This is a genomic window from Bradyrhizobium sp. STM 3843, from assembly GCF_000239815.1.
Lineage (GTDB): Bacteria > Pseudomonadota > Alphaproteobacteria > Rhizobiales > Xanthobacteraceae > Bradyrhizobium.
Genome location: NZ_CAFK01000171.1, coordinates 1 through 20,750, shown reverse-complemented (window position 1 = coordinate 20,750; position 20,750 = coordinate 1). Strand labels below are relative to the sequence as shown.

Genomic DNA, 20,750 nt, shown 5'->3' with positions numbered 1-20,750 from the left:
ACGCAGTCACGAAAAACGCGGGGCGATCACCCGTGGCCATTGTCGGAGCGACCGGGCTTCCTGATCCGGCGGCTGCATCAGATCCATGTGGCGCTGTTCCAGGAGGCATGCGGCCGGTTCGAGATCACGCCGCTTCAATACAGCCTGCTTTCGGCACTCGCCGTGCGAAAAACGGCGGATCAAACCACTTTGGCAGCCGACATTGCGCTCGACCGGACCACCACGACCGGTGCGCTGAAGCGGCTGGAAGCCCGCAATCTGGTCGAACGCCCGATCAATGCCGCCGACCGCCGCGCGCGCGTGTGTCGGCTGACCAAGTCCGGAGCCGCGCTGCTCGCCAAAATCGAACATGCCGCGCGTACCGCCCATGACGCCACGCTGGACGAGTTGACCGAAAAGGAGCGCTCTCAATTCATCGCGATGATGCAGCGCATCGTAGCCGGCAACGCCGCACGCGATCACGTGGCGCCACTGATTGATTAGGAATTCACCGCTACTGCCGCGCTTTTGGCCTGCCTTGCCCAATTCCTGATCGCGACACGGCGGCGCTCGTGGGTACACCGCGCGCGAAGGTCAGTGCCGCAAAGCCGTTTGTGAAGGTCCAGGCTGATGTCACGCGTAAGGGCGCGGATGCGAAGGCTCAACCATCGCGATACAGGTCTCATCTTTTCTGTCGTTGACGCTTTGAGAGGACCGGTCTCAATCCCTCGACGTTCGTATTTGCCTTGCCACTGCCCTGAACCAAGTCCGCAATCAGGAGCAGAATGCGCTCTGGACCGTCGTCGGCAGCCAGCCGAATCCGATGGTCACGCCGACGCAGCGCCACGGGCTCCAGCGGAATGTCGAGCACGGCGATGTCAGCCGCAGCGAAGTCGGCCGAAGCCTGCGAACGGAGCAAGAGACTGAGGCAGTCGCTTTCCGGGAGCGTCGCCATCATGGTGACGATGGACGAGGTCTCCAGGACAATACATGGGCGCGCCGGATGAGATGATGTGATATATCTACTTAAAATAGAGAAATGATCGTTGACCAATGAATGGAGAACAAATCTACCAGCTGACCTTCCAACTGAAAGATCCGTTCTGAAGATGTAGCGGCTAAGTCTTTGAAAGGCATGGTGGGCGCACTAGGGCTCGAACCTAGGACCCGCTGATTAAGAGTCAGCTGCTCTACCAACTGAGCTATGCGCCCGGAGCTTGCGTCCGGAAAGACCTTCACAAGAGCCGGTCGTTTAGCAAAGCGATTCCCGGATGTCCAGCAAGAGAAAGGGATTTTTCGCATGCCCGGACCGGGAAAACCGGCCGTTTCCGGCGGTTTTCCCCAGCGTGCTGCAGAGCAGCCGATTCCGGACGAACCGCCGGCAAATTTCCGGCATCAGAGCCGACCGGAATCGTGCTCCTCATCCGGCCCGCCCATATGATCCGGGGAAGGCCCCATGAGGCCCATCGAGTCCATGCCAGACATTGGCCCCATACCGAAGTGGCGTCCGCCAAAGCCTCGTCCGTCGGGACCATTCTCGCCCCGCTCCATCCAACGGTGCCGCCAACCGTCCGGACCGAACCTCCCGGCGTGATGGGTCAGCACGGCCAGCCGGCGCTTCTGGGCATCGTCGAGGGTCTTGTAGAGCGGGTCGGCGGCATCCGCGATCTTCTTCATCGCCTCGGCGGTCGCCGCCATCGTGTCGGCGCGCTCCCGCAAGCGGGCCACCGGATCCTCCGGCGTCTGCCCCTCCTGATTGTCGTCCGCCGCCTTCATCCGAGCGTTGGCGCGATCAACGCGCAGCTTGACCAGGTCGCGCACGGCGCTCTCCACCGGCGGCCACAGTTTGTCCTGATCCTGCGTCAGCTTCAGCCCGGCATGGACGGCAGCTATCCGCGCATCGAGGAATGCCGCGCGGTCTTCGGGACTCATTCGCACGTGGTGCATATGATCGGAAAACCACGAGCGCTGAGCGTAAACCGCCGTCGAGCCCGCGATGGCGAGCACCGCGACTGCGGCAACAGTGAACCTTTTCATGCGAACCTCCATCGGAAAGGCCGGACCAGCATGAGGGCCTTCGATCCCGCGATCAACTTACAGTTTGGATAGAGTCCTCCGTATCCCGCCGATGTAACAGTCTGACAGCACAGCAAAATCTTGGCGATTTGTTTCAGATCATTGCAGACTGCTTCAAATCATTCCGAGCAGCTTCGGCAACCAGAGCGAGATTTCCGGCACGTAAGTGATCAGCCCCAGGAAGACCAGCATTGCGCAAAGCCATGGCAGCACTGCGATAGTGATCTCGCTGATGCCCATCTTGGCAATGCTCGATGCGATGTAGAGGTTGAGTCCGACCGGAGGATGGCACAGGCCGACCTCGGTATTGACGATCATCAGAACGCCGAGATGCACGGGATGCACGCCGAGCTTGGTCGCCAACGGAAACAGGATCGGCGCCATGATCAGGAGGATCGACGACGGATCCATCACATTGCCGGCGAGCAGCAGGATGACGTTGACGACCAAAAGGAACATCCAGATCGAGAAGTGCTTGTCGACGATCCACGCCGCCATCGCCTGCGGGATCTGCTCGTGCGTCATCAGGAACGAGAACAGCACCGCATTGGTGATGATGTAGAGCAGCATCGAGCTCATGCTCGCGGCCTGCAGCAGCACCTTGGGCACATCGACGAGCTTGAGCTCCTTGTAGACGAACACCGTGATGATGAAGGCGTAGACCGCGGCGACGGCGGCGGCTTCAGTGGGCGTGAAGATGCCGCCATAGATGCCGCCGAGCACGATGCCGATCAGGAGCAGGCCCCACAGGCTCTCACGGAAGGCAGTGAATTGCTCGGCGAGCGTCGCCCGCTTCAGCTTCGGGTAGCCGTTGCGGTAGGCAACGAACCAAGTCACCGCCGCCAGCATCAGCGCCAGCAGGATGCCCGGCACGATGCCGGCCATGAACAGCGCGCCGATCGAGGTGTTGGTGGAGACGCCGTAGAGCACCAGGATGATCGAGGGCGGCACCAGGATGCCGAGCGCGCCTGAAGTCGAGATCACGCCGACGCCGAAGCGGCGCGGATAACCGTAATCGACCATCGCCGGCATCATGATCGAGCCGATCGCGACCACGGTGGCGACGCTGGAGCCGGAGATCGCCGCGAACATCGCGCAGGCCGCGACGCCGGCAAGGCCGAGCCCTCCCGGCAGATGTCCGACCAGCGAGGTCGTGAACGCGATCATGCGCCGCGCCACCCCGCCGCGGGTCAGGAACGTGCCGGCCAGGATGAAGAACGGGATCGCCATGATCCCGAAATTGTCCAGGCCGGAGAACAGCTTCAAGCCGACGCTCTCGATCGGCACTTCCGTCATCGTGAACAGGAAGGTGAGCACGGTGAGGCCGAGCGAAATCGAGATCGGCATGCCCGTCAGCATCAGGGCAAACAACAGTCCGAAGATCAGCGCCGCGCTCATCAGGCTTCTCCGAGCGCGATCGGCGCCTTGGGGCTGACCTCGATGTCATCGACATGGGAGGCGTCGTGATGCGGCAGGTTGCCGGTCCAGAAATAGGCCCACATCACCTGGATGAAGCGGAAGCACATCAAATAGGAGCCGAGCGGGATGCAGGCATAGACGATCCAGCTCGGGATCTCGAGATCCGGCGAGACCTGGTCGGTCTGCATCAGCTCGATGACGAACTTGGCGCCCATGGTGCCGACGATGAAGGTGAACACCACCCCACCGAACAGGCCGAACAGGATCACCCATTTGCGCCAGCGGTCGTTGAGGCGATTGATCAGCACGTCCACGCCGACATGGATGCCGGTGCGCACGCCATAGGCGGCGCCGAACTTGGCCATCCAGATGAACATGTAGATGCAGAGTTCCTGCGACCAGGCCAGATTGATCTGGAACAGGTACGGATAGAGCACGGGCACATCGACCAGGAAGCGATGCGCCACGGCGATGAAGGTGATCAAGGTCGCAGCCCCCATCAGGCTCGCGATGATGATCTCCTCCAGCCGGTCGAGAATGCGTAGCAGCATGAAGGTCCCCAACAGGCGATCGGACGGCGCGCGACCGCCGTTCGATCATTCACCGGACCGCGGCGCAGAAGGCCGCGGCCCATCTTCGCTGTCTGCAGGCTGGATTTGCCGCCTCAGTTCATCGGGCTGCGGCCGGTCTCCTTGAGGAATTCGTCGATCAAGGGCTGACCGACCCGCGAGGCCACGTCCTTGTAGACCGGCATCATCGCCTTGCGCATCGCTTCGTCCTGCTCGGGCGTCAGCGTGACGATCTCGGTCTTGCCGGCCTTCTTGATCTCTTCCAGCGCGTCGTCGTTCTCCTTGGCCGACTGGCTGTTGCCGAAGTCGGTCGCTTCCTTCATCGCCTTCTCGCAGGCCGCGCGAATGTCCGGCGGCAGGCCGTCCCAGAACTTCTTGTTCACGACCACGACGTAGCCGATATAGCCGTGATTGGTCACGGTCGCGTATTTCTGCACCTCGTGCATTTTCTGCGTGTAGATGTTCGACCAGGTGTTCTCCTGGCCGTCGACCACGCCGGTCTGCAGCGCCTGATACACGTCGGAGAATGCCATGACCTGCGGGATCGCGCCGAGCGCGCGGAACTGCGCCTCCAGCACCTTGGAGGACTGGATGCGGAATTTCAGGCCCTTGTAGTCGGCAGGTGCCACCAGCTTCTTGTTGGCGGTCATCTGCTTGAAGCCGTTGTCCCAATAAGCAAGCCCGGTCATGCCCTTGGCATCGAGCAGCTTGAGCAGCCTGGCCCCGAGCGGGCCGTCGGTGACCTTGCGCAGGGTCTTCAGGTCGGGAAGGATGTAGGGCAGATCGAACACCTCGAACTCCCTGATTCCGATCGGGCCGAATTTCGAGTTCGAGGGCGCCAGCATCTGCACGGCGCCGAGCTGCAGCGCCTCCAGCTCTTCCTTGTCCTTGTAGAGCGTCGAGTTCGGATAGACTTCGACCTTGACCTTGCCGTCGGTGTATTTCTCGGCCAGTTCCTTGAACTTGTCGGCCGCCTTGCCCTTCGGCGTGTCGGACGCCACGACGTGGCTGAACTTGATCACGATCGGATTGTCGGCGGCCGCGGCCGGCCCGACCAGCGCGAGCGCGGCAAGCGAGGCCGCGACCATCACATGACGTACTGTCAGCAAGACTTCCTCCCGAAGTTTCTTCGGGGGCGCTTGCGATGACGCCCCCGCTTGTATGCCAGAGCATCAATAGCGGTAAGGCGGACGGATTGCCATTCGTCGTTCGCCGCAGAGGCGGAAATCCCGTGCTGCGCTGCGAAAGCTTGGCATTCCCTTCCCTGTCATTCCGGGGCGGTCCGTCAGGACCGACCCCGGAATCTCGATTTTATTAGCACCTCGCCTTATCAGGTCGAGATTCCGGGTTCAGCCGTTACACGGCTGCCCCGGAGCGACGGTGTCTCCGTCAGCTCGCAGCAACCGCCGCGGCGGACTGCTGGGCCACGTCGCGCTGGCGCTTCATGACCAGCTTGTTGAGCGCGCCAAGATAGGCCTTGGCCGACGCCACCAGCGTGTCGGGATCGGCGGCGCGTGCGGTCATCGAACGGCCGTCCTGCGACAGCCGCACCGAGACCTCGGCCTGCGCGTCGGTGCCTTCGGTCACTGCGTGCACCTGGTAGAGTTCCAGCTTGGCCTCGTGCGGAACCAGCGACTTGATGCAGTTGAACACGGCATCGACCGGTCCGTTGCCCTCGGTCTCCTCGATCCGGGTCTCGCCGTCGACGTCGAGTTTCATGGTGGCGCGCTGCGGCCCGCGGGTGCCGGCGATCACGCTCAAGGACACCAGCTTGATGCGGTCATGGGCATGCACCATGCCCTCGTCGATCAGCGCTTCCAGATCCTCGTCGTAGATGTGCTTCTTGCGGTCGGCCAGCGCCTTGAAGCGGACGAAGGCGTCCTCCAGCTGGTTGCCGGAGAGCTTGTGGCCCATCTCCTCCAGCTTGTGGATGAAGGCATGGCGGCCGGAATGCTTGCCCATCACCAGCGAGGTCTGCTTCACGCCAACCGTCTCCGGCAGCATGATCTCGTAGGTCTGGGCGTTCTTCAGCATGCCGTCCTGATGGATGCCGCTTTCATGCGCGAACGCGTTGCGGCCGACGATCGCCTTGTTGTACTGCACCGGGAACGAGGTCGCCGCCGACACCACCTTCGAGGCATGGGTCAGCTGGGTAGTATCGATCTTGTTCCAGAACGGCAGCTTGTCGTTGCGCACGCGCATCGCCATCACGACCTCTTCCAGGGCCGCATTGCCGGCGCGCTCGCCGATGCCGTTGATGGTGCATTCGATCTGCCGCGCACCGGCGCGGATGCCGGCCATCGAATTGGCCACCGCCATGCCGAGGTCGTTGTGGCAGTGCACCGAAAACACCGCCTTGTCGGAATTCGGCACGGTCTCGCGCACGCGCTTGAACAGGTCGAAATATTCCTCCGGCACGGCGTAGCCGACGGTGTCGGGAATGTTGATCGTGGTGGCGCCGGCCTTGATCGCGGCCTCGACGCAGCGGCACAGGAAGTCGAACTCGGTGCGGGTGCCGTCCTCCGACGACCATTCGACATCGTCGGTGTGGTTGCGCGCCCGGGTCACCGAGGAGACCACCAGCTCAAAGACCTGCTGCGCTTCCATCTGCAGCTTGTATTTCATGTGCACCGGCGAGGTGGACAGGAAGGTGTGGATGCGGCCGCGCCTGGCGGGGCGGATCGCTTCCGCACAGCGGTCGATATCCTTGGCGCCGGCGCGCGACAGGCCGCAGACCACGGCGTTCTGGGTGCGCTTGGCGATCTCATTGACCGCCTCGAAATCGCCGTCGGAGGCGATCGGGAAGCCGGCCTCGATCACGTCGACGCCCATGCCGTCCAGCATGGCCGCGATGTTGAGCTTCTCCTCGAAGGTCATGGTGGCGCCGGGGCATTGCTCGCCGTCGCGCAGGGTGGTGTCGAAAATGATGACGCGGTCCTTGTCGGACTTCGGTGCGGTGGACATCGCTTGAGTTCCTTGTTCGCTGGTGCGCTTATCTGGAAGGCGCTGAAGGGTTTTCGTGATCTCGCGCAAACCCCTGAGTGCCCAGGCGCATCGCGCCCAGCCGGCCCTCAGGGGCAGCTAAGAAGCAGCAGCCCGAGCGAAAGGGTCGGGGTAAGGGTGGGCAGCAGCGGCGCGGCAGCGACCGTCGGTGCGGAAACCGCTCCGTCGATTGCTCCAATCCTTGCGCCACGAATCAGCATTGCCAGACCCTTCGAGAACACCACTAGCGTGCGGCAAAACCATTGATGCTTGGTTGCCGGCGCGTTCTCTAGCCCCTTTTTAACCGAGAAAACCTGACCACCGCAACGCCGAATAAGGGTCAGGAGGGGTGACGTATTGGAGCTCCCCCTCGACCGTCGTACCTCGCGCAGGCGGGGTACCCAGTATCCCAGAGACGGCAAAAATGAACCGGGATGGCACCGCATGTTCGCGCCATTTGCCCGCACGCGGCCGGCTGACCTGAGGTGCGAACCGGATCCTAACACGACCGCCTCTGGAATACTGGATCGTCCGCCGGAGCCTGTCGTCGGGCTCGCCGAAGGCGAGACCCGATGGCGGACGATGACACTGAAAATTGTGGCTTCGGCATCGCACTTCTCCTACGTCCAATCAGACAATTAGACACGTCCTCACCCTCCCGCGGCACGGCGTGCCCGGGTGATGCCAATACCGAAGCCCTCGACGTCGGAGGGCGCAGGGAAGGCCGGGAGCTCGCCACCCCCATGGCCCCCGTGCGAATGAAATGCACGGGGTAGGAACCACAGGTGCAGCCGAGACATCCCGGCCTTCCCTGCGCGATGGGTTTACGATTTATACGCGCTCTCCCAGGGGACCGGCTTTCTTGCCCCCTTACGACGACGCTTCCGCGCCGCGCAGACATCAGCACCGGGATGCCGGGACCACACGACTTCACCGTCCGCAAAGGCGCCAGTCGTCCGCTGTCGCCTTCACGTCCATCGCTCCCCGCACTCCACGTATCGTGACGACGCGTACGTCCCTCTTCGACGAGGCGGGATGAAGCGAGTAAAGCACAATTTCTGAAAAAAAGAAATAGAAATCTTCGGCTGCGATCTGGCAGGACCGCCGGCCGCCGGTGACGATTCTGTCGACGCAGCCCATTGATCGTCTCCCCCCGCAAGCGGGCTCAGGGTGACGACCCGATCCGCGTGCCCCGCATGTCGCGGCCGCCCTGATGCAGCACGACGGCGACCACGGAGCCCTGCTCGCGTTCGAAATGCAGCTGAGCCTCGACGACCTTGTAGAAGAACGCGTCAGGCGCACTGGCGAAGATCGGAAAGGCCGCCTGCCCCGTCAGCTGCGCCTTGAGGCCGTTTCCATCCAGCCTGACGTCGAGCACCGCGCCGAAATCGAACCTGTACTGCCCGACATAGTTGGACAACACGGCGGCATCCGGCGTGATCTCCTGCGGCTCCGGCGGGATCTCGGACGGCGACAGCTTCGGCGCCCAATGGTCGCCGTTCTGACGCAGCACGAGCCCGGTGACCGCGCCCTGCGCGTCGCGCGTGAAGGTGATGCCGGCATCGACCAGCTTGGCGAAGAAGCTGTCAGCCGCCGACGGGAAGATCGGGACGACGGCCTGGCCCGTCGCCTGGGTGACGAGGCCGCCGTCCTTGCGGAAGACCTTGAGCAGGAAGCCCTCGCGCAGCCTGTAGGTGCCGACATAGTCGTCCAGTTCGGCATCGGGCAGCGTCACGATCTTCAATCCGGTGCGCAGCTGTGCTCCATCGTCAAGCACAGCCTTCCCGAGCTCGTCGATGTCGATGGCGGCGTTGGTGAGAACCACGACGCCCCGCTTTCGATCAGCGGTCATTCCGAGAAAGCTGTGATAACCGCCGGTGCCGCCATTGTGCCAGACTACACCGTTCGCGCTGGTCATCCAGGCAAGCCCGATGCGCCCGAGGTTCGGGGCGTCGCGGCGAGGCTGCTGAGCAGTTGCGATTGTCTCCGCCAGAGCCGGCGGCGTGAGCTGCATATTGGCTTTCAGATAACGCAGCATGTCGTTGGCCGTGGAACGGAGACCTCCGGCCCCGGCGAGCACGTCGAAATCCCAATCCTTGACGGGCTTTCCGCTCGCATCGTGACCGGGGGCTAGATGCGCCCGCATCTCGTCCGTCAATGCGACCCCGGTCATGGCCATGCCCAGCGGCTTCAGGAGCTTGCGGTCCACCAGGTCCGGGTATGTCGTTCGATCGGCCTGCGCAAGCGCGTAGCCGAGCAGGCCATATCCAAGATTAGAGTATTCGTAGGACGCACCGGGATCACGCGGCAATTGATAGTCGGCGAGAAAGGCCTTCAACTTGGCAGCATCGTAATCGGCATAGGGATTGGCCGCATCGACCGGCAGCAGGTTGAGTGGAAGCCGTGGCAGCCCGGAATACTGCGTAGCGAGGTCGAGCAGCGTGATCTCCTTGCCGCCGCGCGACGGGATCCTGACATCGGGCAGCAGGCCCGCGACCGGCGCATCGAGCGTGAGGCGCCCGGAGCGCACCGCATCAGCAAGCAAGGTCGCCGTGAACGTCTTGGTGATCGAGCCGATCTCATAGACGGTGTCGCCATCGGCCGCCCTGCCATCGTCGAGCCGGCCAAACGCGGCGATCTCGCTGTCGTCGCCATCGACCACCGCAAACACCAGCGTTGGACAGAAGCCGGCGGCGATGCGCTCATTCGCCGCCGTCGCGACCCGTTCGGGCAATGCGCCAGCGCGCGCCGAAGCAACGGATATCATCAGCAGCACTCCCGCCAAGGCTCTTCTAAGTCTCACCCTCGCCTCCATCTCGATCGAGGCGCCCCGGACTGATGGCGCCACGATATTGCTGGCAGCATGGCTCGAATGCTTCTGAGGCAGCAGATCGTCACAGCCGTGCGCAGCAATCCAAGCCTTCCGTCGAGATCGTCACCGGCTTATACGCCTTCTCTGTTACGAATTGTAGCAATTCGCCATCTCCTCGATCACCCGTCATGACGCAGCGGCGTGGGCAAAACGTCCGGCTCAGCAAGCGCCGCTTGCAAGCCGTCGGCGTGCTATAATGGCGCCATGACCAACCGCATCCTCCTCCATGGCGTGCCGAACACGCCCGCGATATGGGGACCAAAGGAGGCGAACTGGCGATGTCCGATCGCATGCTGGCCCGCCGTGAACTGATCGCGCTGCTGTCGACCATCGGCATCGGCGGGTGGCTCGGCAGCGGCGCCGGCCGCAGCGTGGCAGCTCCGGCAGCATCCGCGCCTTCGCCAGGCCCGGCCCGTGCCGATGTCAGCGTCCGCCTCGACCGCGACAGGCCCGGCGCAACGCTGACCAGCCGCTTCGCCGGCCTGAGCTATGAGAAGGACAAGCTGCCACAGCCGATGTTCACGGCAGGCAATGACGCCCTGCTCGGTCTCTATCGGTTGTTGGGCCCGGGCGTGCTGCGCATCGGCGCCAACGCGGTGGATCGCTGCGCCTGGCTGGGCGCGACGCCGAAGCTCACGCCGATCCTGCCCGCGATGGTCGACGCGCTCGCCGGCTTTGCCAGACAGGTCGATTGGCAGGTGATCTATGGCATCAACCTCGCCGACAACACCACCGAGCTTGCCGCCGCCGAGGCTGCCTACGCAGTCCGGGCGCTGGGAGACAACTTGCTGGCAATCGAGATCGGCAACGAGCCGGACCTCTATCCTCACAACGGTCATCGCCCGGCCAACTGGCGCTACGACGATTATCTGGCTGAGTGGCGTGCGATGGCGAGAGCGATCGCCGCGGCCGCGCCCTCGGCCCGCCTTGCCGGCCCAGTCGCTGCCTCGCTCTCCACCGGCTTCACCCTGCCCTTCGCGCGCGATGCCGCCGCGCAGATCAGCCTGCTGACGCAGCATTACTATCGTGCGGACGGCCGTGCCCCGGAGTCCACGCTGGATCTGCTGCTGCAGGGCGACCCTAGCCTGACCCAACAGCTCCAATCGGTCACCCGCGCCGCGCGCGACGACGGGGTGCAGCTGGGCTGGCGCATGGCCGAGTGCAATTCCTTCTTCAATGGCGGCGCGCCCAATATCTCGAACACCTACGGCACCGCGCTGTGGGTGATGGACTTCATGTTTCGCTGTGCGCTCGACGGCTGCAACGGCGTGAACCTGCATGGCGGCGGGCATGGTCCCGGCTACACGCCGATCGCCGACGACAAGGGCAAGGTCGTCGAGGTGAGGCCGGTCTATTATGGCCTGCTGCTGTTTGCGCTTGGCGCCCAGGGAAAAAATGGAGGACAGAACGGAGCGACGACCGTTCCCGCAACCGTCGACGGCCCCGCCGGCCTGCGCTTCAGTGCCTACGGCGTGCTGCGCGACGATGGCGGCGTAAACGTGCTGATGATCAACAAGCAGGCCGAGACCGCTGTTGATGCAGAGCTGTTGCTCGGCCAGACAACCTCCACGCTGGAGCCGGTCTGGCTGAGGGGTGCCGACCTCGCCGCGACCAGCGGACACAAGCTCAATGACGCGCCCGTCTCTGCGCAGGGCACCTGGACGCCAATGGCAAAGGCCGCCGTGCCCGTCGCCGCGCAGACGGCGCGGATCCACATGCCGCCTGCGAGCGCAGTGCTGCTGCGTTCGCGGCCGTGACCTAAAGCGCGATGAGATTAGGTTGAATGGTCATCGCGCTTCAGGTTGTTGTTTGAGCATGATCTCCGCGCAAACGCGTTTCGCGTTTGTCGCGAGGGAAAACCGCTTCGCACTTTTCCGGATCATGCTCTTAGCGATTGAACAGCCACAGCACCACGCTGACGAGGACGCTGAGGATCAGCGACGTCATCAGCGGGAGATAGAAGGCGAAGCCCGGGCGCTCGACGACAATATCGCCAGGCAATCGGCCGAGGCCGAGCTTACCGACATAGGGCCACAGCAGCCCGATCGCGACGAGGATGAAGCCGAAGATGATGAGTGCGCGTGACATTTGCAATTTCCCAGACCGCCGCGACGGACTGATCGCCGTGCTTCACCTGCGCATCCCGTCGCGAGCCTTCCCGCATCATCTATGAGCTCGCGCGACACTTTCCACTGCAACTGGCCTTTTCGCTGGCGGGCGATCACACCCCACCGAAAACCGGCGCGCGCTCACGATTCTCCAACCGATGCGATCGGTTCGCCGAAGTCATTGAAACCGATACCCTCCGTGGTAGTATAGGAAGGGCGCCACGCCGTAGCCATCTCGTTCCCTTCAATCGGATATTTGCAGATGTTCAAGAACAGGATCGGCTGCTTGCAGCTTGCGCTTGGTCTCGTGCTCGCCGGCCTCTTTGCTCAGAACGCATCCGCCGTGGACAGCAAGCCGACTGTCTGGCCCGTCCCCGACTGGCACAGCGCCGCGCCGGAAGAGGAAGGCATGGATTCGGCGGCGCTGGCCAAGCTCGTCGCGTCCGGCAGGACGCTCAGGCTCGACAGCCTGCTGATCGCGCGCCACGGCCGCATCGTGCTCGACGCCTCCTACGCGCCCTACAAGGCCGACGAGCTGCACATCATCAATTCCTCGACCAAGGCGGTGGTCGCCACGTTGATCGCAATGCTGCAGAAGGATGGGGTGCTCGACAGCCTCGATCATCCGGCGCTCGATTTCTTCCATGATCGCAAGATCGCCAATGTCGACGAGCGCAAGCAGGCGATCACCGTCCAGCATCTGCTCAACATGACCTCGGGCCTGGACTGGGACGAAGGCTATAACGGCGGCCCCGAGAAATCCATTTTCGAGCTGGGACGAAGCCCTGACTGGGTCCAGTACATTCTCGACCAGCCGATGGCGCACTCGCCGGGCGAGGCATTCTACTACAACAGCGGCAACTCGCATCTGCTCTCCGCCATCGTGACCAAGCTCACCGGCCGGAGTGCGGAACAATTCGCCGTCGAAAGGCTGTTCGCGCCGCTCGGCATCACGGACCACGCCTGGTTCAAAGATCCCCAAGGGGTTTCGAGCGGCGGTTTCGGCCTGGCGCTGAAACCGCGCGACATGGCGAAGATCGGCTATCTCTATCTTCGCGGCGGGCGCTGGGGCGAGCAGCAGCTGCTGCCGCCCACCTGGATCGACGTAGTCAACCACGCCACCGTCAGCATGAACGCGAAGTTCGAGCCCGGCCTGCGCTATGCCAACCAGTTCTGGGCGCTGCCGGACCGCAACGTCTTCATGGCGGTGGGCTATCACTGCCAGGTCATCATGGTGCTGCCCGATCCGGATATCGTGGCGGTGATGACCGCGCGCGACTTCTGTCCGTTCCGCAAGCTCGCGAACGACATTTCAGCAGCGGTCAAATCGGACGGGGCCCTGCCTGCCGCGCCCCAAGCCGCGGCCGACCTCGCTGCAGCCGTCCGCGATGCCGCAACGGAGACGCAGAGTGCGGTCGGTGCGGTGCCGGAGATCGCGGCGACCATCTCAGGCAAGACCTACACCTTCCCGCCCGGCCCGCTCGGCGTCAACGCCATCACGCTTGAGCTCACGGGCACCGATCCTCATGTCGCATGGGACATCCCAAGGCCGGGCCCTGGTAACAACATTCTGCACCTGCAGAATCCGATCGGCCTCGACGGCACCTACCGCAAGACCGCGCAAAGCCATCCCTGGCAACCTTACGCCTATCGGGCCATGAAAGGCAGCTGGATCGACGCCACGACATTCGTGATCGACGTGCAGTTCATTGGCCAAGGCGAAGAGCGCACATGGCGCCTCACCTTCGATGGCGACAAGGTGGTGTTCAAGACGCGTGGCCGATACGGCAAGGAGCTGGCGGTCGAAGGCGAAGTCCGCAACTGAGCACGCGCGACGGTCCCGGCGCATTCTCGTCTGTCGTCCGGCGGCATGATCAATCCATGTTGTATTTAGAACCCTGCTTCGAGGCTCGCGTTGGTCTTTCGCACGCCGGTCACACTAGACCGGCAGGGAACGCGAGGAACCAGCATGTCGACCTCGACCAGGACCAAAGCGAGCATTCGCCAGGGCGGCCCTGGCGCGTCGCATGAGAATGCCAAGGAACCTTTGCATATCGAGAAGCCGCCGGCCGACGACCCGATGCGGCGCCGCAGCCGCGTCTCCGGTGGTGGTGGCGAGCACGATTCTCATCACACCCACGAATCCGAAGCCAAGGGCGGGAACACGCATCCGGCGCATGGAGGGTTCAAGCGATGAGCAACAAACATCCCAAGCTGCCAAAACCCACCAATGTCGATTTGGCGCGCAATCCGCTGATCGGCGCCTCCAAGGGCGTCACCATGGCGCAGGCGAGCCTCGATGACCTCGAGCAGATCGAAGGCGCCAACACCATCGAAGGCGACGTCGAGAACGACACCAATGCACTGGGCGGCATCGACAAGGCCGAGGTTATGGACCGGCGTCGCGCACCACCGAAGCCCGATCGTAGCGGTCCCTCGCGGCACATGCAGCTACAGGGCCGCAAGACTCACGAGCAGCAGCTGCGCATGCTCGAACGCAAGCCGGATAATCCCGATTCCAGCGAACTGGCGCGGGAGATCGAACGCGAGCTGGATCGTGAGACCGTCCCGCAGCGAACCAGCCGCGACTCATCGGCCGGTCCGCACCTCAAAGGCAAAGGAGACGGCTCGGGCGGCATGACCAACCTGCAGGATGATCTGGTCGGTGAGAACATGGTGCTGTCGAACCGCGACAAGGCGGCAAGCTCGCGCGAGCGCGGCGAGGACGGACGATGGGTGCAGACCGAACAGTTGCAGGATCACGTCGACAACAAGGGACGTGGATAGCGACGTCTCCGGCCATGCTGTGGGGAACGGCGACCTCAGCGCGAGGTTGGTGTTCGCCTCCCAAGCGAAAGGACATGACATGAAGTTCACCACGATCGGATTGGCGGTGGCGCTCGCACTGACCGGCTCGCTCGCACTGGCGCAAGGCGGCGGCGCGGGAAGCGGCGCCGCAGGCGGCAGCACGGGCATGTCGGGTACGACATCCGGAACGACGAGCGGTGGCAGCACCGGCACCAATCTCAGCGGCTCCTCGACCGGCGCGGGCACTGTCGGACGCGGCACCGGCAGCAGCACGGCCACGGGCGGCCGCACCGGCAGCAGCACGGGCATGGACGATGACGTCACCAACCAGAACGGCACGATGGGCACGATGAGCCCGCATGCGGGAGCAAAGAGCCGTTAGCGCATAATCGTCGCTGAACGCGAAGGACCAAGTCAACAAAGCCAGCCCCTCCTTCTCTCGCGAGAAAGAGGGGCTTCTTATTTGCTCCCCTTCGACGCGCTCCACCCCTGGCCGCGAGACCAACGACACGTGCTCGTGCTGCTGAGGTTAGCGAAGCCAGCTGCCCGCGGTCAGCAGCCGGCTTTGTTGATGCTATCCAAGCGCTCGCGGAGCCGCTTCAACGTCGCCTCCGATGGCGGGGCATTCTGAAATTCGCGGATGGCGCGGGCCAGCTCCTGATCGGTCATCGGTTGCGCGGGCTGCTTGAGCCGGCCGTCGGCCAGCGCCTCGGCGAGAACATCGACGTGGGGGCTGCTCCCACCGAACAGCTGACGGATGCGGTGCAGGAATGCGATGTGCGGCACGGTTCATCTCCCGGGCGCGACGCCTCCGCCTGCCCATCATTCCTCCCCCATTTGCGGAGCGTAGGCAGGAACCGATGTCCGCAGCATATCATTTGATACGGAGGTCACCTGACGAAGGCGCTTTCATGCGGAACCCGGACCGGATCCTGTTGAGAAAGCTCAAGCAGCATTCGCGGCTGTCCAACGAGGACGTCGCCGAGGTGAACGGCTTGAGCTTGACGGTGCGGGAACTCGCCGGCAATGAGGACCTGATCCGGCAGGGCGACGATCCGGATGTCTCGGCCGTCGTCGTCTCCGGCTGGCTCGCGCGCTATCATCTGCTGTCGACCGGCGCGCGGCAATACATCTCGTTCCACATGGCCGGTGATTGGCCCGACGCCCAGGCGCTGTTCCTTGACCAGATGGATCATGCCGTGTGCGCGATCGGTCCGGCGGCGGTCGCCACCATTCCGCACCAGGAGCTGGTGCGCGCGATCAGTCGCAGGCCGACGCTCGGCTTCGCGATCTGGCGCGAGACCCTGATCGATGCCGCGATCTTTCGCGAGGCGATCACCAACAACAGCGCGCGAGCCAAGCCCGCCCGCATGGCGCATCTGTTCTGCGAATTGTTCTATCGCGCACGCGCCCTGGACCTCGCCGACGACAATGCGCTGGAGCTGCCGATCAGCCTGCCTCAGCTCGGCGAAGCGCTCGGCATGGCGATCGCGACCGTCAACCGGACCTTGGCCGAATTACGCGCGAGCCGTGCGTTCGATTTTCGCGGCGGCTTGCTCACCATCCACAGCTGGCCGAAGCTTGTCGCCATCGGCGAATTCGAGCCGGGCTACCTGCATTTGAAGAAGCCGGCGCTGTGAGCGATACGAACCCGCTGGTTTCGCGCCGCTCACATCAGATGCATAGTCCGAGCACCTTGATGTTCAGGTGGCAATCCTTCGGCGGCGAAGCGCCCCATTTGTGCGCCGGTTCGGACTTTGGCTCGGACTTGGCGGCAGATTTGGTCTCCGCCTTGGCCTGCGCCACGACAGGCGGCTTGCCTCTGGTCTTGTCTTTGCCCTTGTCGTTCTTGACCGGCGGCTTGGTCTCGTAGTCGCCGGCGATCACCATCGCCCAATAGGTGCGCTTGCCGCTGGCGTTCTTGGCGCTGGCGATGCCGACCTTGGTTGCGTTGTGCAGCAGCAGGTTCTTGCGATGCGGCGGCGAATTGATCCATTGCCCGAGCGTCTTGTCGAAGCTTTCATAGCCGTAAGCAATGTTCTCCGCCGCGCGACCGGCGTTGGACGGCGCCACGCGGCGCGTGAACGGCCCGAGCACCTCGTGGCTCAGATCGTCCTTCGCAGCCATCGCCCGCGCCTGCTCGGCGGCGATGCGGTCGAGCGTTGCATCTCTGCTGACACGGACCTCACCATGCTTGAGGCGGAACTCGGAGATCTGCTCGGCCGGTGAACCCTCGGCCGCGATCGCGGTGTGGACCGAGACGGCCAGGACCAGCCCGGCCACCATCGCGCGCCATGATCGGAACATCATCGATTGAATGCCCCATTTGGACGATAAAGCGCGGCCGTCTCGATACCGGGACGCGCTTCTCTCAAGTAGGGCTATCGCTATAAAGACCTTTTCGATGAACGGAAAGTCCGAGCCTGACCGCCGTCTCAGCGTCCGCCGGCGGCGCGCAGGCCGTAGATGAGGCTCAGCACCACGGGAATTGACAGCGCCACCCACGATACAGCGTCCCAGACGCCGTCACCGAACAATGCGAAGGTCAGGCCGGCAGCGGCGGCAAGGCCGACGGCGAGCGGTGCCCGGAACACCTGCCAGGTGCTGCGGGGCCTGAAGTGCGGCGAGGCCGTTCCGCCGGGTGCGATCCGCGTCATGACGGTGCGGCCTCGCCCGCGTCAACTGCGAGCGACGGATTTCGCCGCGCGACGCGCCTGCGTGCCGCCCATAGATAGACCCCGCTGCCGAGCACGATGATCGCAATCAGGTCGAGCAATGCCCAGATGATCTTCAGCGGCCAACCGCCATAGTCGCCGAAATGCAGCGGACGCGACACCTGCAGGCCCTGCAGATACCACGGCACCTCGGGCGAGACGATGCGCTCGGCATCTTCCGCCTCGACCAGCACCGGCCGCAACATCCGGGCCGAGAACGGCGTCCGGCCCTTGGTCCAGACGATCAGATGCTGCGGGCTGCCAAACCGCGCCGCGGTCGGCAGGGTCACCGAACTGATCAGCCGGTCCGGAAACCGCGTGCGCACCGCGGTCACCGCGGCTTCGACCGAAGCCGCCTTCGCCACCGGCCTGCCCTGATAAGGGGCGAGCAGGCTCGGAAGCAGCTGCGCGCGCCAGAGATCGAACAGCGGCGTGGCCAGCGTGTTGATGGTACCGGTCAGGCCGACTGCCAGCATCCAGGTCACGGTGAGGATGCCGAGCAGATTGTGGGTGTCGAGCCATCTCAGCCGTGGCGAGGCGTGGCCGCGAACGGTGCCGAAGGCAAGCTTGCGCATGAACGGACCATACAGCACGACGCCGGAGATCAGCGACAGCACCAAAACGAGCCCGATCACGCCCAGGAAAAGCTCGCCGGGAAGCCCTGCGAACATGTCCTTGTGGATGCGCAGCACGATGTCCATCACGTCCAGATGCGGCGCCTCCTCGCCGAGCACCGCAGCGGTGCGGGCGTCGATGGTGACGCGATGAAACGCGCCCGGCGCCGGGACCGGCGTCGGCGATAGCGCAACCGTCACCAGCGGCTCGCTCTGCTGCAGACTTGCAAACAGCACGTATTGTCCGGGAAAGCGCGCCTGCGCGGCTGCAATCGCCCGGTCGAGCGAGACGCGCGGCGTGTCGGCCGGCATGTCCGGCGCAGCGATCTCTCGTTCGAGCCAATCGTCGATCTCGTCGTGGAAGATCAGCGGCAGTCCGGTGATGCACAGCATCAGCAGGAACAGCATGCTTGCCAACGACGTCCAGGTATGGACCGACGACCACAGCCGGATGGTGCGCGCGCGTGCCATGCTCTGTCCGACCTCCCTTACCAGCGATAGCTGATGGTGCCGGTGATGGTGCGCGGACTGGTGTATTGGCAGCCGCCACTGGTGGTGCAGGCCGTGGTCACGCGGTCGGCAATGTTCTTCACGTTCAGCGCCAGATTGATGCCTTTGGGTTGGCGATAATGGATCCCGGCGTCGAACACGACATAGCCGTCGTTGACGATGGTGTTGGTGTTGTTGGCGAAGGTCTCGCCGGTGTAGCGGACGCCTCCGCCCAATCCCCAATTGGCGAGGATGCCGGTCTGGATCGTGTAGTCCAGATAGGCGGACGCCATGTTGGCCGGCACCAGTGTCGGCACCTTGCCGATCTCGGCCGCGGTAGAGCTCTGGGTCACCTTGACGTCCTGGCTGGTGAAGGTCGCGACCGCATTGAGGCCGGGCATCAGCTCGGCGAGCGCCTCGAACTCGAAGCCGCGCGAATTGACCTCGCCGAGCTGCACCGAAAAGACAGTATGGTTGGGATCCGTCGTGAGGGAATTCTGCCGGGTCAGGTCAAAGGCGGCCGCCGTGACCAGGAGCCTGCGCGACGGCTGGAATTTGACGCCGACCTCGTGCTGCTGCGCGGTCGTGGGCTTGAACGGCGAGCCGCTGAAATCCGTGCCGGGCGTCGGCAGGAAGGATTCCGAATAGCTGTAATAGGGCACGAGCCCGCCGTCGAACTCGTAGGCAACGGCGCCGCGCTTGGTGAAGGCGGTGTTCTCCGTCTTTGTCCGCGTCGCTGTCGCCACGCCGTTGGTCACCAGGCTGAGCGTGTCCTGCTCCGCGACATCGAAGCGGCCGCCGAGCGTCAGGATCCAGTTCTGGACCTTGACCTGGTCCTGCAGATAGACGCCGACCTGGTCGATCTTCTGGTCCGCCGATCCGGTGTAGAGCGTGGTCGGAAACGGAATGGCCTGACCGTAGACCGGATTGAGGCTGTTGAGCGCCGGCACGCCGGCCGTCGCCGTAGTGGTCCGATCCTGCAGGTTCAGCATCTGGTAATCGACCCCGGACACGACCGTGTGCTGGAATGGCCCGGTGCCGAGCGTGGCAACGACATGGTTGTCGGTCGCAAAGGAATCGCTGGTCACGTCGACGCGATTGGCCCGCCGCGTGAACGACGTCAGCGTATCGAGCGGATTGGCCAGATAGGTCAGATAGCGGTAGTCGAGCTCGGAGTGCCCATAACGGGATTTCGATTCGAAGATCAGATTGTTGCTGAATCTGTGCTCGAACTGATAGCCGACCCGCGCCTGCTCCTGCGCGAATGTGTTGTAGCTGGGATCGCCGAGAAAGATCGGCAGCGCCTTCACGCCGGTGATCCCGGCCGATGTGACATGCAGCACCGACAGCGGAAAGGCGTTGCCGGTGAGATCCTTGGTGTAGTCGGCAAGGATCGTCAGCGTGGTGTCATTGGTCGGTTTCCAGGTCACCGCCGGCGCGATATAGATCCGGTTGTCCTTCACGTCGTTGGAGAAATGCGCGATCGGGGCGGCGGCGTCCCGGAATACGCCGGTGACGCGATAGAGCAGCGAGCCGTCCTTGGTGACGGGACCGCCGACGTCGAACGCGCCCTGATAGCGGTTGTAGTTGCCGAACAGGCCGACCACCTCGCCGAAGGCCTTGTCCGGCGGACGCTTGCTGATGCTGTCGACGAGCCCGCCCGGCGCGCCCTGCCCGTACATCACCGAGCTCGGCCCCTTGATCACATCGATCCGTTCCAGGCCATATGGCTCGGTGCGAAACAGCGAGAAATAATTGGGATCGCTGACCTCGCGCAGGCCGTCGCGATAATTGCCGTAGCCGTTGATGTCGAAGCCGCGGATCTGGACGTTCTCAAAGCGCGGATCGGTGCCGCCGGTCTGCACGGCCAGGCCGGCGACATATTGCAGCCCTTCCACCAGGGTCGTGGCGCCACGCGCATCGAGCTGGTCGCGACTGATGACGGACACCGACTGCGGCGTCTCCAGGATCGGCGTGTCGGACTTCATCGCCGCTGAGCTCACATTGGGCACGAAGCCGCGGACCGGATCGGTGCCGCGTTCGAATGCGGCTAACGACGGCGACCGGACGGCCTGCGTCGCGGCCTGCGCGGATCCCCGCCCGCGCTCACGCGCCGCGCT

General features: G+C 63.8%; 21 protein-coding genes and 1 tRNA gene. 7 read left to right on the top strand and 15 right to left on the bottom strand.

The window, feature by feature from the left end:
- The first annotated feature begins 87 nt into the window (after positions 1-87).
- Positions 88-483 carry a MarR family transcriptional regulator gene (locus tag BRAS3843_RS18520; RefSeq protein WP_347379582.1) on the top strand — a complete coding sequence of 132 codons (396 nt, stop codon included), beginning with the start codon at positions 88-90 and terminating at the stop codon, positions 481-483.
- A gap of 178 nt (positions 484-661) precedes the next feature.
- On the opposite strand, the gene BRAS3843_RS18515 is transcribed toward BRAS3843_RS18520, so the two are convergent.
- From BRAS3843_RS18515 to BRAS3843_RS38950, 9 genes are all read right to left on the bottom strand, one after another.
- On the bottom strand, positions 662-937 hold the full coding sequence (locus BRAS3843_RS18515; RefSeq protein ID WP_008970524.1) for a hypothetical protein: 276 nt from the start codon (positions 935-937) through the stop codon (positions 662-664).
- A 178-nt stretch (positions 938-1,115) separates the two neighbouring features.
- Positions 1,116-1,191, bottom strand: a tRNA-Lys gene (locus BRAS3843_RS18510).
- Between the two features lie 183 nt (positions 1,192-1,374).
- Complete coding sequence (locus BRAS3843_RS18505) at positions 1,375-2,016, bottom strand: Spy/CpxP family protein refolding chaperone (protein ID WP_008970522.1); 642 nt, start codon at positions 2,014-2,016, stop codon at positions 1,375-1,377.
- Positions 2,017-2,169: 153 nt separating this feature from the next.
- The gene (locus tag BRAS3843_RS18500; protein ID WP_008970521.1) at positions 2,170-3,453 is read right to left on the bottom strand and encodes a TRAP transporter large permease subunit; all 1,284 of its coding nucleotides are present in this window, start codon (positions 3,451-3,453) and stop codon (positions 2,170-2,172) included.
- A complete protein-coding gene (locus BRAS3843_RS18495) occupies positions 3,453-4,025 on the bottom strand; it encodes a TRAP transporter small permease (RefSeq protein WP_008970520.1) in 573 nt (190 codons plus the stop codon). Before BRAS3843_RS18495 ends, BRAS3843_RS18500 begins: the two co-directional genes overlap by 1 nt.
- A gap of 113 nt (positions 4,026-4,138) precedes the next feature.
- The gene (locus BRAS3843_RS18490) at positions 4,139-5,131 is read right to left on the bottom strand and encodes a TRAP transporter substrate-binding protein (RefSeq protein WP_035982102.1); all 993 of its coding nucleotides are present in this window, start codon (positions 5,129-5,131) and stop codon (positions 4,139-4,141) included.
- A 301-nt stretch (positions 5,132-5,432) separates the two neighbouring features.
- Positions 5,433-7,007, bottom strand: coding sequence for a 2-isopropylmalate synthase (locus BRAS3843_RS18485; protein ID WP_008970518.1), 1,575 nt, complete (start codon positions 7,005-7,007; stop codon positions 5,433-5,435).
- A 948-nt stretch (positions 7,008-7,955) separates the two neighbouring features.
- The gene (locus BRAS3843_RS41605; RefSeq protein WP_008970515.1) at positions 7,956-8,165 is read right to left on the bottom strand and encodes a hypothetical protein; all 210 of its coding nucleotides are present in this window, start codon (positions 8,163-8,165) and stop codon (positions 7,956-7,958) included.
- A 25-nt stretch (positions 8,166-8,190) separates the two neighbouring features.
- Entirely contained in the window at positions 8,191-9,792 is a 1,602-nt protein-coding gene (locus tag BRAS3843_RS38950; protein ID WP_008970514.1) for a serine hydrolase, read from the bottom strand.
- Positions 9,793-10,175: 383 nt separating this feature from the next.
- On the opposite strand from BRAS3843_RS38950, the gene BRAS3843_RS18475 reads away from it, so the two are divergent.
- Positions 10,176-11,654: a hypothetical protein gene (locus BRAS3843_RS18475; RefSeq protein ID WP_008970512.1), complete on the top strand. Its 1,479-nt coding sequence runs from the start codon at positions 10,176-10,178 to the stop codon at positions 11,652-11,654.
- 130 nt (positions 11,655-11,784) lie between these two features.
- Here BRAS3843_RS18475 and BRAS3843_RS18470 read toward each other — a convergent pair whose 3' ends face one another.
- The gene (locus tag BRAS3843_RS18470; RefSeq protein WP_008970511.1) at positions 11,785-11,985 is read right to left on the bottom strand and encodes a DUF2905 domain-containing protein; all 201 of its coding nucleotides are present in this window, start codon (positions 11,983-11,985) and stop codon (positions 11,785-11,787) included.
- Positions 11,986-12,267: 282 nt separating this feature from the next.
- On the opposite strand from BRAS3843_RS18470, the gene BRAS3843_RS18465 reads away from it, so the two are divergent.
- The 4 genes from BRAS3843_RS18465 to BRAS3843_RS41600 all read left to right on the top strand — a co-directional run bounded on the left by BRAS3843_RS18465 (position 12,268) and on the right by BRAS3843_RS41600 (position 15,195).
- Entirely contained in the window at positions 12,268-13,830 is a 1,563-nt protein-coding gene (locus tag BRAS3843_RS18465) for a serine hydrolase (RefSeq protein WP_008970510.1), read from the top strand.
- A gap of 144 nt (positions 13,831-13,974) precedes the next feature.
- Entirely contained in the window at positions 13,975-14,202 is a 228-nt protein-coding gene (locus tag BRAS3843_RS18460; RefSeq protein WP_008970509.1) for a hypothetical protein, read from the top strand.
- Complete coding sequence (locus tag BRAS3843_RS18455; protein WP_008970508.1) at positions 14,199-14,792, top strand: hypothetical protein; 594 nt, start codon at positions 14,199-14,201, stop codon at positions 14,790-14,792. Before BRAS3843_RS18460 ends, BRAS3843_RS18455 begins: the two co-directional genes overlap by 4 nt.
- 79 nt (positions 14,793-14,871) lie before the next feature.
- The gene (locus BRAS3843_RS41600; RefSeq protein WP_035982113.1) at positions 14,872-15,195 is read left to right on the top strand and encodes a hypothetical protein; all 324 of its coding nucleotides are present in this window, start codon (positions 14,872-14,874) and stop codon (positions 15,193-15,195) included.
- 170 nt (positions 15,196-15,365) lie between these two features.
- On the opposite strand, the gene BRAS3843_RS18445 is transcribed toward BRAS3843_RS41600, so the two are convergent.
- Positions 15,366-15,599: a hypothetical protein gene (locus tag BRAS3843_RS18445; RefSeq protein ID WP_008970506.1), complete on the bottom strand. Its 234-nt coding sequence runs from the start codon at positions 15,597-15,599 to the stop codon at positions 15,366-15,368.
- Positions 15,600-15,724: 125 nt separating this feature from the next.
- Between BRAS3843_RS18445 and BRAS3843_RS18440 the strand changes: the two genes are divergently transcribed.
- Positions 15,725-16,453, top strand: coding sequence for a Crp/Fnr family transcriptional regulator (locus tag BRAS3843_RS18440; RefSeq protein ID WP_008970505.1), 729 nt, complete (start codon positions 15,725-15,727; stop codon positions 16,451-16,453).
- Between the two features lie 34 nt (positions 16,454-16,487).
- Here BRAS3843_RS18440 and BRAS3843_RS18435 read toward each other — a convergent pair whose 3' ends face one another.
- From BRAS3843_RS18435 to BRAS3843_RS18420, 4 genes are all read right to left on the bottom strand, one after another.
- Positions 16,488-17,123: a CAP domain-containing protein gene (locus tag BRAS3843_RS18435; protein ID WP_008970504.1), complete on the bottom strand. Its 636-nt coding sequence runs from the start codon at positions 17,121-17,123 to the stop codon at positions 16,488-16,490.
- A gap of 125 nt (positions 17,124-17,248) precedes the next feature.
- Positions 17,249-17,470 (bottom strand): hypothetical protein, encoded by a 222-nt coding sequence (locus tag BRAS3843_RS18430; protein WP_008970503.1) that lies wholly within the window; start codon positions 17,468-17,470, stop codon positions 17,249-17,251.
- Complete coding sequence (locus tag BRAS3843_RS18425; RefSeq protein WP_008970502.1) at positions 17,467-18,612, bottom strand: PepSY-associated TM helix domain-containing protein; 1,146 nt, start codon at positions 18,610-18,612, stop codon at positions 17,467-17,469. The genes BRAS3843_RS18430 and BRAS3843_RS18425 overlap by 4 nt, the downstream gene beginning before the upstream one ends.
- A 17-nt stretch (positions 18,613-18,629) precedes the next feature.
- Positions 18,630-20,750, bottom strand: a 2,121-nt coding sequence (locus BRAS3843_RS18420) for a TonB-dependent siderophore receptor (RefSeq protein WP_347379581.1), incomplete at its 5' end; no start/stop codon positions are given.

Coding starts and splice junctions, on each gene's coding strand:
- BRAS3843_RS18435 (WP_008970504.1), bottom strand. CDS start 17,123: ATGATGTTCCGATCATGGCGCGCGATGGTGGCCGGGCTGGTCCTGGCC.
- BRAS3843_RS18490 (WP_035982102.1), bottom strand. CDS start 5,131: ATGGTCGCGGCCTCGCTTGCCGCGCTCGCGCTGGTCGGGCCGGCCGCG.
- BRAS3843_RS18485 (WP_008970518.1), bottom strand. CDS start 7,007: ATGTCCACCGCACCGAAGTCCGACAAGGACCGCGTCATCATTTTCGAC.
- BRAS3843_RS18460 (WP_008970509.1), top strand. CDS start 13,975: ATGTCGACCTCGACCAGGACCAAAGCGAGCATTCGCCAGGGCGGCCCT.
- BRAS3843_RS41605 (WP_008970515.1), bottom strand. CDS start 8,165: ATGGGCTGCGTCGACAGAATCGTCACCGGCGGCCGGCGGTCCTGCCAG.
- BRAS3843_RS41600 (WP_035982113.1), top strand. CDS start 14,872: ATGAAGTTCACCACGATCGGATTGGCGGTGGCGCTCGCACTGACCGGC.
- BRAS3843_RS18470 (WP_008970511.1), bottom strand. CDS start 11,985: ATGTCACGCGCACTCATCATCTTCGGCTTCATCCTCGTCGCGATCGGG.
- BRAS3843_RS18455 (WP_008970508.1), top strand. CDS start 14,199: ATGAGCAACAAACATCCCAAGCTGCCAAAACCCACCAATGTCGATTTG.
- BRAS3843_RS18500 (WP_008970521.1), bottom strand. CDS start 3,453: ATGAGCGCGGCGCTGATCTTCGGACTGTTGTTTGCCCTGATGCTGACG.
- BRAS3843_RS18465 (WP_008970510.1), top strand. CDS start 12,268: ATGTTCAAGAACAGGATCGGCTGCTTGCAGCTTGCGCTTGGTCTCGTG.
- BRAS3843_RS18475 (WP_008970512.1), top strand. CDS start 10,176: ATGTCCGATCGCATGCTGGCCCGCCGTGAACTGATCGCGCTGCTGTCG.
- BRAS3843_RS18515 (WP_008970524.1), bottom strand. CDS start 937: ATGATGGCGACGCTCCCGGAAAGCGACTGCCTCAGTCTCTTGCTCCGT.
- BRAS3843_RS18430 (WP_008970503.1), bottom strand. CDS start 17,470: ATGACGCGGATCGCACCCGGCGGAACGGCCTCGCCGCACTTCAGGCCC.
- BRAS3843_RS18440 (WP_008970505.1), top strand. CDS start 15,725: ATGCGGAACCCGGACCGGATCCTGTTGAGAAAGCTCAAGCAGCATTCG.
- BRAS3843_RS18505 (WP_008970522.1), bottom strand. CDS start 2,016: ATGAAAAGGTTCACTGTTGCCGCAGTCGCGGTGCTCGCCATCGCGGGC.
- BRAS3843_RS18495 (WP_008970520.1), bottom strand. CDS start 4,025: ATGCTGCTACGCATTCTCGACCGGCTGGAGGAGATCATCATCGCGAGC.
- BRAS3843_RS18425 (WP_008970502.1), bottom strand. CDS start 18,612: ATGGCACGCGCGCGCACCATCCGGCTGTGGTCGTCGGTCCATACCTGG.
- BRAS3843_RS38950 (WP_008970514.1), bottom strand. CDS start 9,792: ATGATATCCGTTGCTTCGGCGCGCGCTGGCGCATTGCCCGAACGGGTC.